This window comes from Streptomyces composti (genome assembly GCF_012034205.1).
Taxonomy (GTDB): Bacteria; Actinomycetota; Actinomycetes; order Streptomycetales; family Streptomycetaceae; genus Streptomyces; species Streptomyces composti.
Window position 1 is genome coordinate 74,754 of the sequence record NZ_JAATEM010000006.1, and the last position, 12,055, is coordinate 86,808.

The 12,055-nt window shown below is 72.2% G+C and carries 9 protein-coding genes; 8 read left to right on the plus strand and 1 reads right to left on the minus strand.

The window, feature by feature from the left end:
- The first annotated feature begins 136 nt into the window (after positions 1–136).
- The 7 genes from HCJ93_RS06710 (at position 137) to HCJ93_RS06740 (ending at position 10,003) form a co-directional block, all read left to right on the plus strand.
- Positions 137–2,242 (plus strand): MMPL family transporter, encoded by a 2,106-nt coding sequence (locus HCJ93_RS06710; protein WP_167991994.1) that lies wholly within the window; start codon positions 137–139, stop codon positions 2,240–2,242.
- A gap of 471 nt (positions 2,243–2,713) precedes the next feature.
- Positions 2,714–4,123 (plus strand): glycoside hydrolase family 16 protein, encoded by a 1,410-nt coding sequence (locus HCJ93_RS06715; protein ID WP_167991996.1) that lies wholly within the window; start codon positions 2,714–2,716, stop codon positions 4,121–4,123.
- Positions 4,124–4,539: 416 nt separating this feature from the next.
- Complete coding sequence (zwf, locus tag HCJ93_RS06720) at positions 4,540–6,126, plus strand: glucose-6-phosphate dehydrogenase (protein WP_240967473.1); 1,587 nt, start codon at positions 4,540–4,542, stop codon at positions 6,124–6,126.
- The gene (opcA, locus tag HCJ93_RS06725; RefSeq protein ID WP_167991997.1) at positions 6,123–7,055 is read left to right on the plus strand and encodes a glucose-6-phosphate dehydrogenase assembly protein OpcA; all 933 of its coding nucleotides are present in this window, start codon (positions 6,123–6,125) and stop codon (positions 7,053–7,055) included. The genes zwf and opcA overlap by 4 nt, the downstream gene beginning before the upstream one ends.
- A gap of 148 nt (positions 7,056–7,203) precedes the next feature.
- The gene (gene gnd / locus HCJ93_RS06730) at positions 7,204–8,097 is read left to right on the plus strand and encodes a phosphogluconate dehydrogenase (NAD(+)-dependent, decarboxylating) (RefSeq protein ID WP_167991999.1); all 894 of its coding nucleotides are present in this window, start codon (positions 7,204–7,206) and stop codon (positions 8,095–8,097) included.
- 6 nt (positions 8,098–8,103) lie between these two features.
- Entirely contained in the window at positions 8,104–8,688 is a 585-nt protein-coding gene (locus HCJ93_RS06735; RefSeq protein WP_167992000.1) for a histidine phosphatase family protein, read from the plus strand.
- Between the two features lie 85 nt (positions 8,689–8,773).
- Positions 8,774–10,003 carry a serine hydrolase domain-containing protein gene (locus HCJ93_RS06740; protein WP_167992002.1) on the plus strand — a complete coding sequence of 410 codons (1,230 nt, stop codon included), beginning with the start codon at positions 8,774–8,776 and terminating at the stop codon, positions 10,001–10,003.
- 30 nt (positions 10,004–10,033) lie between these two features.
- Here the strand turns inward: HCJ93_RS06740 and ribA are convergent, their stop codons facing one another.
- Positions 10,034–10,693, minus strand: coding sequence for a GTP cyclohydrolase II (gene ribA, locus HCJ93_RS06745; RefSeq protein ID WP_167992003.1), 660 nt, complete (start codon positions 10,691–10,693; stop codon positions 10,034–10,036).
- A 41-nt stretch (positions 10,694–10,734) separates the two neighbouring features.
- Here ribA and HCJ93_RS06750 point away from each other — a divergent pair, with 41 nt between their 5' ends.
- A complete protein-coding gene (locus HCJ93_RS06750; protein ID WP_206317045.1) occupies positions 10,735–11,568 on the plus strand; it encodes a creatininase family protein in 834 nt (277 codons plus the stop codon).
- Positions 11,569–12,055: the final 487 nt, after the last annotated feature.

The window sequence follows — 12,055 nt, forward strand, 5'->3', positions numbered from 1 at the left end:
CGTACGGGCGAGGCCCGACGCCGCTTCTCCCCCGGAAGGGCGAGGCTCGTGAACCGCTCCCGTCGGCGATCCGGCGACACCCCTTTCCGCAGGAGTCTGAGGGCGACAGCGAACCAAGACTCGCCGGGAGGGGACCGTGCTACTCGCACTCGCCCGGGCGGCCACCCGCCGCCCCTTGACCGTGATGCTCCTCTGGGGGCTGTTCCTGCTGCTGGGGTTCGGTCTCGGCACCGGCGTGTTCGCTCGGCTGTCCGACAATGTGGCCGAGATCCCGGGGACCGAGTCCCAGTCGGCCGCCGAGTATCTGGACCGGGCGGATCCGGTCGGCGACTCGATCACCGGTGTGGTGGCCGGCACCCCCGTCCGCGACCCGGCGCTGCGGGCCGAGGTCGAGCAGGCGGTGACGGACCTGCGGAGGATCGCCGGGGTTGCCGCCGTGCCCGACCCGTACACCACCCGCGGGCTGACCGCCGAGGACGGACGGGCCCTGCTGGTCTCCGTCACCCTGGCGGGCGGGCTGGACGACGCCGCCGAGGAACGGACGCTGCACGCGGCGGCCGACCGCATCAAGGAGATCGACGCACCCCAGGTACGGGTGAGCGGTGGCCCGCTGCTCGGGGAGCAGCTCGGTGAGCGGGCGCAGGAGGACGTGCGGAACGCCGAACTGATCTCCCTGCCGGTGGTGCTCGCGCTGCTGCTGGTGGTCTTCGGCGGGCTGCGCTCGGCGCTGCTGCCGCTGCTGGTGGCGGTGAGCGGTATCGCGGGGGCGTTCCTGGCGCTGTTCGCGTTCAGCGAGGTCACCGACATCTCCGTGTACGCCATCCAGGTGACGACGATGCTGGGGCTGGGGCTCGCCGTGGACTACGCGCTGCTGATGCTGGTGCGGTTCCGCGAGGAGCGCCGGACCACCGAGGACGTGGCGGAGGCGGTGCACCGCACAGTCGCCGCGGCGGGGCGGACGGTGCTGTTCTCGGGGCTGACGGTGGCGGTCAGCCTGACCGGGCTGCTGGTGTTCCCGAGTGTGTTCCTGCGCAGCATGGGCCTGGCGGTCGCGGCGGTGGTGGTGGTCGACATGCTGGCCGCGCTGACCCTGCTGCCCGCGCTGCTGGCCCGGTTCGGCGGGCGGATCGCCCCGGCGAAGGCACGCCCGAAGGGCACCGAGGGACGGCTGTTCGGGCGGATCGCCGCGTTCGCCGCCCGGCGCCGGATCGCCGTGCTCGCGGTGGTCGTCCCGGCACTGCTGGTGCTGGCGCTGCCCGTGACCGGCATGCGCATCGGCGTCGGAGACGCCCGGCAGCTGCCCGCGAACACCGAGGCGCGGCAGCTGTACGACACCGTCGGCGACCACTTCCCGCCCGGCACCGGGGTGTCACCGGTGAGTGTCGTGGTCGAGCCGGGCACGGACGCGGCGACGGCGGAGCGGATCCGCGCCCTGTCCCCGACCGCCGTGACCCGTGAACTGCCGGGCGGCGCACGGGTGATCGAGATGCGGCCGTCCGGGGAGGCCGACGGCGCGGCGGCCACCGACCTGGTGAAGCGGGTGCGGGAGGTGCGCGGCGACGCACCGGTCGACGTCACCGGGACGGCGGCCCGGCTGGTCGACTTCCGCGCCATGCTCGCCGACCGCGCACCCTGGGCGGTGGTGACCGTGCTCGGCGGCATCCTGCTGCTGCTGTTCGCCTTCACCGGTTCGGTGCTGCTGCCGCTGCGGACCATCGCGACGACGCTGCTGAGCCTGGCGGCCGCGCTGGGCGTGGTGGTGTGGGTCTTCCAGGACGGCCATCTGGCCGGCCTGCTGGGCGCCGAGGGCCTGGGTGCGCTCAGCCTCACCGCGCCGCCGCTGATCGTGGCCATCGCGTTCGGGCTCGCCATGGACTACGAGCTGTTCATCCTGGCGCGGATGCGGGAGGCTCGGCAGGAGACCGGGGACGAGCGGGAGGCCGTGGTGACCGGTCTGCGCCGCTCCGGCCGGGTGGTCACCTGCGCGGCGCTGCTGCTGGCCGTCGTCTTCGGCGCCTTCATGACGGGCGGTTTCTCCCCCATCCTGCAGATCGGCCTCGGCCTCACCCTGGCCGTGCTGATCGACGCGACCGTGGTGCGGATGCTGCTGGTCCCGGCCTCGATGGCGCTCCTCGGCCGCCGCGCGTGGTGGGCGCCGGCACCCCTGCGCCGGGCTCACGCCCGCTTCGGGCTCCGCGAGGAGGGGCACACGGCGGGGGCGCCGGTACCGGAGAAGGTCTGAGCAGCCGAGGAGCGGGTGTGCTGCCGGCCGAGCGGCGTTGGTGCGCACGCGGCGCCCGGGGGACCGTCCCCCCGGGCGCCGCGGTCCGTCTCCCCGCCGAAGGGCCCGGCGACGCGCCCTGCCCTCTGCCTTCGGCCCCGGCGGCCGTCTGTCTTCGGCCCCGGCGACGCACCGTGGTCTCCCCGCCGACACACCGGCCTCCCCGCCCCCGGATCGGGGAGGCGCGCCCCCGCCTCCCCGACACGGACACCAACGGGTTGCCCCTTTCGCGGCGTTCATGAGGTGAACTCGTCCCGCCCGCAAGGAGATTCTCTGTTACACCTCTTGACGGCCGAGAGACCACGGAGCACATTGACGACACCGTGAGAGCGCTCTCAGAGCGGCGTGGACGACCGGGACGGATCCGCGCCGCGAGCGCGCCCCGCGAGGCACCCCTCATTACGGCCATCCCCACCCGAGAGGCACCCCCACATGAGTGACACCTCCGGATCCCCCCGCACCTCGCGCAGAAGACCCCGGTCCGTGCGGCGCGCGCTCGTCGCGGTCGTCAGCACGCTCGGCCTCGCGGCGGCCGCGGCGGCCGTCGCCACCCCGTCCGCCAGTGCCTCCGCGCCGCCACCCCCCTCGGGCTGGAACCAGGTCTTCGTCGACGACTTCGACGGCCCGGCCGGCAGCGGTGTGGACACCTCGCGCTGGCAGTACGCGACCGGCAAGGGCTACCCGGGCGGCCCCGCCAACTGGGGCACCGGCGAGATCGAGACGATGACCTCCAGCACGGAGAACGTCTCACTCGACGGCAACGGCAACCTCCGCATCACCCCGCGCCGCGACGGCGCCGGCAACTGGACCTCCGGCCGCATCGAGACCAACCGCACCGACTTCCAGCCCCCGTCCGGCGGCAAGATGCGCGTCGAGGGCCGCATCCAGGTGCCCGATGTCACCGGCGCGGCGGCCAGGGGCTACTGGCCCGCGTTCTGGATGCTGGGCGCCCCCTACCGGGGCAACTACTGGAACTGGCCGAGCGTCGGCGAGCTGGACATCATGGAGAACACGCAGGGCATGAACACCGTGTTCGCCACGATGCACTGCGGCACGTCGCCGGGCGGTCCGTGCGACGAGACCAGCGGCATCGGCGGTTCGACCACCTGTCAGGGCACGAGCTGTCAGGCCGGCTTCCACACCTACCGGATGGAGTGGGACCGCTCGACCAGCGTGGAGGAGATCCGCTTCTACCTCGACGGCAACAACTTCCACACCGTCCGGGAGAACCAGGTGGACGCCACCACCTGGTCGAACGCCACGGACCACGGCTTCTACATCATCCTCAACGTGGCGATGGGCGGCGGCTTCCCCGACGCCTTCGGCGGCGGCCCGGACGCGAACACCCAGCCGGGACACTCCATGCTGGTGGACTACGTCCAGGTGCTGACCACCGGCGGTGGCGGCAACACCGACCCGCCCGCCGGTGACCGTGACGCCTACGGCACCATCCAGGCCGAGTCCTACGACGCCCAGTCGGGCGCGATGACGGAGACGACCTCGGACTCCGGCGGCGGGCAGAACGTAGGTGCGCTGGCCAACGGCGACTGGCTGCAGTTCAGGGGCGTGAAGTTCGGCTCGACCCCGGCCCGCCAGTTCTCGGCCAGGGTCGCCAGCGGCGCGGGGAGCGGCATCAGCGGACTGGTCGAGGTGCGCCTGGACAGCCGGAGCAACGCGCCCGTCGGCAGCTTCGCCATCGCCGACACGGGCGGCTGGCAGTCCTGGCGGACCGTCCCGGCGAACATCAGTCCCGTCACCGGTACGCACGACGTGTACCTGACCTTCAGCAGCGGGCAGCCCGCGGACTTCGTCAACGTCAACTGGTTCACCTTCGCTCACTGACCCGGCGGGCCGTCCGGCCCGGCGCGACGGCAGAGGGCTCCATCCACGAGGTGGAGCCCTCTGTCATGCGCATTTACCTGCGTGCGTAACCGTCCATCCGCCCCCACGGCTCTCCCGGACCTTCACCCGCGCCGACGGCTCTGCGCCGCCCGGACGGAGCATCGCCCCAGGTCATGGGTGGTCCGGACGGGTTCCGGGTGCGGTCCGGCGCTAGAGTCTGAACATATGAGACATATCGGATCTCTCGGTCACATATGACTCCCGCCCCGGGTCCGGCGATCAAACCCGGAAGTGAAGGATCCGGCATACCGGGACACCCTGTACGGGAGGAGCTGATCGTGCCGGGAATGGACAGACGGCGCCTTCGGGCTGAAGGCGGTGACGAAGTCGCTGGACGACAGGGGAGTTGACACCCGATGACCGACGAGACGACCCAGGAGCCGGGCAGGGACGGAGCGGCGCCGCCCGCACCCCCGGCGGCCGGACGGTCGAATCCGCTGCGGGATCCGGCGGACCGCCGGCTGCCCCGGATCGCGGGCCCCTCCGGGCTCGTCATCTTCGGGGTGACCGGCGACCTCTCCCGCCGCAAGCTGATGCCCGCGGTCTACGACCTGGCCAACCGGGGTCTGCTGCCGCCGGGCTTCTCGCTGGTGGGCTTCGCCCGCCGGGACTGGGAGGACCAGGACTTCGCCAAGGAGGTGCACGACGCGGTCAAGGAGAACGCCCGCACCCCCTTCCGCGAGGAGGTCTGGCACCAGCTCTCCGAGGGCATGCGCTTCATCCCGGGCGACTTCGACGACGACTCGGCGTTCAAGCAACTGCGCTCCTCCATGGAAGAGTTGGACCGAATGCAGGGCACCGGGGGCAACTACGCCTTCTACCTCTCGGTGCCGCCGAGGTTCTTCCCGAAGGTGGTCCAGCAGCTGAAGAAGCACGGCCTGGCGGACACGCCGGCGGGCTCCTGGCGCCGGGCGGTCATCGAGAAGCCCTTCGGCCACGACCTGAAGTCCGCCGAGGAGCTCAACGCCATCGTGCACGAGGTGTTCGATCCGGAGCAGGTCTTCCGGATCGACCACTACCTGGGCAAGGAGACCGTCCAGAACATCCTGGCGCTGCGCTTCGCCAACCAGATGTTCGAGCCGATCTGGAACCGGTCGTATGTGGACCATGTCCAGATCACCATGGCCGAGGACATCGGCATCGGCGGCCGGGCCGGCTACTACGACGGCATCGGCGCCGCCCGCGACGTCATCCAGAACCACCTGCTCCAGCTGCTCGCCCTCACCGCAATGGAGGAACCGGCCGCATTCGACGCCGGCGCGCTGCTCACCGAGAAGCTGAAGGTGCTCCGAGCGGTCCGGCTGCCGAAGGACCTGGGCCGCTGCACCGTGCGCGGGCAGTACGCGGGCGGGTGGCAGGGCGGCACCAAGGTGCGCGGCTATCTGGAGGAGGACGGCATCGACCCGGGCTCCAGGACCGACACCTACGCCGCGATCAAGCTGGGCATCGACAACCGCCGCTGGGCGGGCGTCCCCTTCTACCTGCGCACCGGCAAACGGCTGGGCCGCCGGGTCACCGAGATCGCGGTCGTCCTGCAGCGGGCGCCGCACTCCCCCTTCGACACCACGGCCACCGAGGAGCTCGGGCAGAACGCCATCGTGATCCGCGTCCAGCCGGACGAGGGCATGACGGTGCGGTTCGGCTCCAAGGTGCCGGGCACGTCCATGGAGATCCGGGACGTCACGATGGACTTCGCCTACGGCGAGTCGTTCACCGAGACCAGCCCCGAGGCCTACGAACGGCTCATCCTCGACGTCCTCCTGGGGGACGCCAACCTGTTCCCCCGTCATCAGGAGGTGGAAGAGTCCTGGCGGATCCTCGACCCGATCGAGGAGTACTGGGCGTCGCACGGCACACCCGCGCAGTACCCGGCGGGCAGCTGGGGGCCCGCGGAAGCCGACGAGATGCTCGCACGAGACGGACGGAGCTGGCGCAGGCCATGAAGATCGACCTGACCGACACCACGGCAAGCAAGATCAACAAGGCACTGGTGCAGGGCCGCCGCGCCATCGGCACCCCCGCGGTGGGCATGGTCCTGACGATGGTGATCGTCACGGACGAGGAGTACGCCTACGACTCGATCAAGGCCGCCGAGGAGGCCTCGCACGAGCACCCCTGCCGCACCCTGGTGGTCATCAAGCGGCACGCCCGCACCCCGCGCGAGCGCACCCACCCGCGTCTCGACGCCGAGGTCCGCATCGGGTCGGAGGCCGGCACCGGCGAGACCATCGTGCTGCGCACCTACGGCGAGGTGTCGCAGCACGCCGACTCGGTGGTGCTGCCGCTGCTGCTGCCGGACGCCCCGGTGGTGGTGTGGTGGCCCGCGGACGCCCCCGAGCACCCCTCCCGCGACCCGCTGGGCGCACTGGCCCAGCGGCGCATCACCGACCTGTACGCGGCCGAGCACGCCCTCGAGACCCTGGAGAACCGCGCCCGCACCTACGCGCCCGGCGACACCGATCTCGCCTGGACCCGGCTGACGCCCTGGCGCTCGCTGCTGGCCGCCGCACTCGACCAGGCCCGGCTGAAGGTGACCTCGGCCGCCGTGGAGAGCGAGCCCGACAACCCCAGCGCGGAGCTGCTCGCCCGCTGGCTGGAGGCCCGGCTGCAGGTGCCGGTGGAGCGGGTGGAGACGGCCGGCCCGGTGGTCACGGGCGTCCGGCTCGGCACGGTCGACGGCGAGATCGTCATCGACCGGCCGGAGGGCCCGCTGGCCACGCTGTCCCTGCCGGGCCAGCCCTCCCGCCGGCTGGCCCTGAAGGTCCGCCCCATGTCCGAGCTGATCGCCGAGGAGCTGCGGCGCCTGGACGCGGACGAGATGTACGCCGTCGCCCTGCGCGGCCGGGACGAGAAGGTGCCCGCACATGCCTGACCTCACCGCGCGGACGGGCGTGTCACCCGGTGACGCGCCCGCACCGTGCCAGGATCCCGCCCTCACCGAAGGCACGCACGTACCCGGCCTCGGTCCGTCCCCGGCCGCCGAGGTGGCCGCCTACCGTGAACTCAGGAAGTGAACTGACATGCAGATCGGTCTTGTTGGTCTCGGCAAGATGGGCGGCAACATGCGCGAGCGCCTCCGCAACGCCGGCCACACCGTCGTCGGATACGACACCAACCCCGAAATCAGCGACGTGCCCAGCCTCGCCGAGCTCGTGGACCGGCTCGACCGGCCGCGCGCGGTGTGGGTGATGGTCCCCGCCGGCGGCCCCACCCAGCAGGTCATCGACCGGCTGGCGAGCCTGCTCAAGCACGACGACATCGTGGTGGACGGCGGCAACTCCCGCTGGACCGACGACGAGAAGCACGCCAAGGAGCTGGCGGCACGGGGCATCGGCTTCGTGGACGCCGGTGTCTCCGGCGGCGTCTGGGGCCTGGAGCACGGCTACGCCCTCATGGTCGGCGGCGAGCGGGAGCACGTGGAACGGCTGAAGCCGGTCTTCGACGCGCTGAAGCCGGAGGGCCCGTACGGCTATGTGCACGCCGGGAAGGTCGGCGCCGGGCACTTCGCGAAGATGGTCCACAACGGCATCGAGTACGCCATGATGCAGGCCTACGCCGAGGGCTGGGAGCTGCTGGAGAAGGTGCACTCGGTGGACAATGTGCGCGAGGTGTTCCGCTCCTGGCAGGACGGCACCGTCATCCGCTCCTGGCTGCTGGACCTCGCGGTGGACGCGCTCGACGAGGACGAGCACCTGGAGAAGCTGCGCGGCTACGCCGCGGACTCGGGCGAGGGCCGCTGGACGGTGGAGGCCGCCATCGACAACGCGGTGCCGCTGCCGGCGATCACCGCCTCGCTGTTCGCCCGGTTCGCCTCCCGGCAGGACGACTCGCCCCAGATGAAGATGGTCGCGGCGCTGCGCAACCAGTTCGGCGGTCACGCCGTCGAGACGGTCGACGCGGCGAAGAAGGCGTAGCGGGCCGTGGGGGACCTGCTGCTGGCCCGGCACGGGGAGACGGAGTGGAGCAGGTCGGGCCGGCACACCGGCCGCACCGATCTGCCGCTCACCCCCGCCGGGGAGGAGCAGGCCCGGTCACTCGCGCCGCTGCTGGCGGACCGGCGCTTCGCGCTGGTGCTCAGCAGTCCGCTGCTGCGCGCCCGCCGCACGGCCGAACTGGCGGGCCTGACCGGCTTCGAGACCGATCCCGGCCTGCGCGAGTGGGACTACGGCGGCTACGAGGGCGTCACCACCGCCGAGATCCGCCGCACCCGGCCCGGCTGGGACCTGTGGACGGACGGGGTGCCCCCCGGGCCCGAGCTGCCCGGCGAGTCGCCGGAGCAGGTGGGCGAGCGGGCCGACCGGGTGCTGGCCCGGGTCACGGGCGCGCTGGAGCAGGGCGATGTGCTGCTGGTGGCCCACGGGCATCTGCTGCGCGTCCTCACCGCCCGCCGGCTGGGCCTGCCCGCGCGGGAGGGAAGGCTGTTCCGGCTGGAGACCGGAACGCTGTGCCGCCTGTCGCTGGAGCACGGGCGGCCGGTGATCGAGGAATGGAACATCCGGCCCTGAGCCTGAACCCGATCCCCGCGGTTCACCCCGGCGGCCCGCGGGTAGTGCGGACTCACCTCGGCGCGTGTGATGCGTAAGGAGAGCCATGGGAGTCCTGCGGCAAGAGGTGGAGCCGGACGAGGCGGGGCTGGACCCGGGCGCGCTGGAACGGCTGGACGCTCACCTGCGCCGGCTGGTGGACGAGGGCCGGATGCCCGGATTCCTGGTGGCGCTCGCCCGGGGCGGGCGGGTCGCGCACCTGACGACGTACGGGCTGCGGGACGTGGCGGCGGGGCTGCCCGTGGAGAGCGACACCCTGTGGCGGATCTACTCCATGACCAAGCCGGTGACGTCCGTCGGCGCGCTGCTGCTGACGGAGGAGGGCCGGCTCGGCCTGGACGACCCGGTCGAGCGCTACCTGCCCGCCTTCGCCGAGCCGCGGGTCCACGTCAGCGGGACCGGGGATCAGGTGCGCACCCGCCCGGCCGCAGGTCCGCTGCTGATCCGGCATCTGATGACGCACACGGCGGGCCTGACCTTCGGCTTCTACCACGCCCATCCCGTGGACGCCCTCTACCGTGCGGCCGGCCTGGAGTCGTCGGTGCCGGCGGGCGCCGGTCTCGCCGAGGCGGTCGAGGTGTACGCGAGCCTGCCGCTGCAGTTCGATCCGGGGACGCAGTGGAACTACTCGGTGGCCACCAATGTCCTGGGCCGGGTCATCGAGGTGGTCTCCGGCCGGCCGCTCGACACCTACCTGGCCGAACGGGTCTTCAGGCCGCTGGGAATGGCGGACGCCGGATTCGAGATCTCCGAGGAACAGGCGCCGCGCCTGGCCGAGTTGTACGGGGAGACCGCCTCCGGCGGCATCGAGCCGGTCCCCGGGCTGCCGTTGCGCGGCAGGCCACGCCTGCTGTCCGGCAGCGGCGGCATGGTGGCCACCGCCCACGACTGGCACCGCTTCATGGAGATGCTGCGCCGGCGCGGCGAACTCGACGGCGTGCGGCTGCTGTCCGCCGGGACCGTCGATCTGATGACCCGCAACCATCTGCCCGGCGGCACCGATCTGCGGGCCTTCGGCAGCCGTCCCGCCCACGACGACCCGGGCAACGACGGCGTCGGTTTCGGCCTCGGCGTCTCCGTCGTCGTGGACCAGGCCCGCACCCGGGAGCCGTCCGCTTCCGGCACCTACGGGTGGAGCGGGGTGGCCACGACCACCTTCTGGATCGACCCGGGCCGCGACCTGACCGTGCAGTTCTGCACGCAGGTGCGGCCCACGTCGTCCCACGGTGTCCTCCGCGACCTCAGACGCCTGGTGCACGAGGCCGTGACCGGCTGAGGGCGCTGCCCCTCGCAGGGCGGCGAGCGGTCAGGACAGGTGCGCGACCGCGTCCAGGTGGGGCAGGTGGTGGTCGAGTCGCTCCCGCTTGGTGCGCAGATAGGTGATGTTGCTCTCGCACGGCGGGATCAGCAGCGGCACCTGCTCGGCGACCTGGATGCCGTGCCGCACCAACGCCTCCCGCTTGCGCGGGTTGTTGGACATCAGCCGCACCGACCGCACGCCCAGGTCCTGCAGGATGCCGGCCGCGACCCCGTAGTCACGGGCGTCCACCGGCAGACCGAGCGCGACGTTCGCCTCCACCGTGTCCAGGCCCTCCGCCTGCAGCGCCATGGCCCGCAGCTTGGCGAGCAGACCGATGCCCCGGCCCTCGTGCCCGCGCAGATAGACGACCACGCCCGCCCCTTCGGCGACGACGGCGCGCAGCGCCGCCGCCAGCTGGTCACCGCACTCGCAGTGCTGGGACCCGAAGGCGTCGCCGGTGAGGCACTCCGAGTGCAGCCGGGTCAGCACGCCCTCCGCGCCGATGTCGCCGTGGACCAGCGCCACCTGCTCGTCGCCGCGGTCGTGGTCCAGGTAGCCGATCGCCTGGAATTTCCCGTACACGGTGGGCAGCGGCGCATTGACGACGCGTTCCACACCGGTCCGCTGCGGAGCCTTCTTGGCGAGGACGCCTATGTTTTCTGTCATGATTCTCGAGTTCCTAAGCAGAGACGAAAGGCCGTGAGGACATGAATGGTTCACCAACTCGGTCGGCGGCACACGGCCCGGTGCACGGTCTGTTGCCGGCGGACACTACGGATGATGTACGGACGAGGGGCGCCGGTGTCTCACGGCAGGTGGCCATCCTTCCGGTCGGGAGTTTCGAACAGCACGGCCCGTATCTGCCGCTGGCGACGGACACGCTGGTCGCCTGTGCCATCGCCCGGGAGATCGCGGACGCGTATCCGGTGCATCTGCTGCCTCCGGTGACCATCTCCTGCTCGCACGAGCACGCGGCCTGGCCGGGGACCGTCTCCATCTCCTCCGTGACCCTTCACGCGGTGATACGGGACATCGCCGACTCGCTGCGCCGGTCGGGCGTGGAGGCCCTGGCACTGGTCAACGGGCACGGCGGCAACTACGTACTCGGCAACGTCGTCCAGGAGTCCTCCGCGCGCGGAGAGCGGATGGCGCTGTTCCCGGCCCCCGAGGACTGGGAGGAGGCGCGGGTGCGGGCCGGGGTGTCCGGCTCGCTGCTGTCCGACATGCACGCGGGGGAAATCGAGACCTCCGTCCTTCTGCACACGCATCCCGAATTGCTCCGACCCGGTTACGAAACCTCCGATTTCATCGCGGACGACCGACGCCTGCTCCTCACCCTCGGCATGTCCGCCTATACCGATTCCGGTGTCATCGGCCGCCCTTCACTGGGCTCGGCGGAAAAGGGTAAGGCACTTCTGGCGAGCCTGGCCGAGTCTTTCGGCGCGTATTTTTCCTTGCTGTCCGGTGAGATGGACACCGGCGGGCCGGAATCCGGTTCCGCCGAGGACGGCGGGGACCCGCAGGGCGAGGCGCGTCCGTAGCCCACCACGGCCGGTGCGGTGCGCGGCGGCCCCGGCGGGTGCGCCGCGTACCGCGCCCCGGTGACGGACGGCCCGGCGGGCGGACGCAGCGTCCCCCTGAGATGCGCCGCACGCCGGGGCGGGGTGTGGCCGGACGGCCCGTCAGCAGGCGTGCCCCGCGCGGCGAGCGGGCAGGAGGGTGCGCCGTCCGCCCCGAAAGCCGGGAGCAGGACGAACGGCCTGCCCGCGAGGGCGGCACCCGCCTTCACCGCGCGTTCGGCGGGCTGCACCGAAGTCTGTCCGGAAACTGCGGCAGCCGCGGGCGCCGGGGTCGTCGTGGCGGCCGCGCGGGTACCCGAAGCGCCGTCAGGAACCGGGCCGGCCGGGTCGGTGCGCTGCGGTGGAGCCGGAGGAGTGACCGGCGTCGCGGAGGCGGACCTGGCGCGCGGGCCGCCGTACCAGCGGGCGACGAGGACGGCGACGCCGGGCAGGCTGGCCGCCAGGCTGA

Coding starts and splice junctions, on each gene's coding strand:
- gnd (WP_167991999.1), top strand. CDS start 7,204: ATGCAGATCGGTCTTGTTGGTCTCGGCAAGATGGGCGGCAACATGCGC.
- HCJ93_RS06750 (WP_206317045.1), top strand. CDS start 10,735: ATGAATGGTTCACCAACTCGGTCGGCGGCACACGGCCCGGTGCACGGT.
- HCJ93_RS06715 (WP_167991996.1), top strand. CDS start 2,714: ATGAGTGACACCTCCGGATCCCCCCGCACCTCGCGCAGAAGACCCCGG.
- zwf (WP_240967473.1), top strand. CDS start 4,540: ATGACCGACGAGACGACCCAGGAGCCGGGCAGGGACGGAGCGGCGCCG.
- ribA (WP_167992003.1), bottom strand. CDS start 10,693: ATGACAGAAAACATAGGCGTCCTCGCCAAGAAGGCTCCGCAGCGGACC.
- HCJ93_RS06740 (WP_167992002.1), top strand. CDS start 8,774: ATGGGAGTCCTGCGGCAAGAGGTGGAGCCGGACGAGGCGGGGCTGGAC.
- opcA (WP_167991997.1), top strand. CDS start 6,123: ATGAAGATCGACCTGACCGACACCACGGCAAGCAAGATCAACAAGGCA.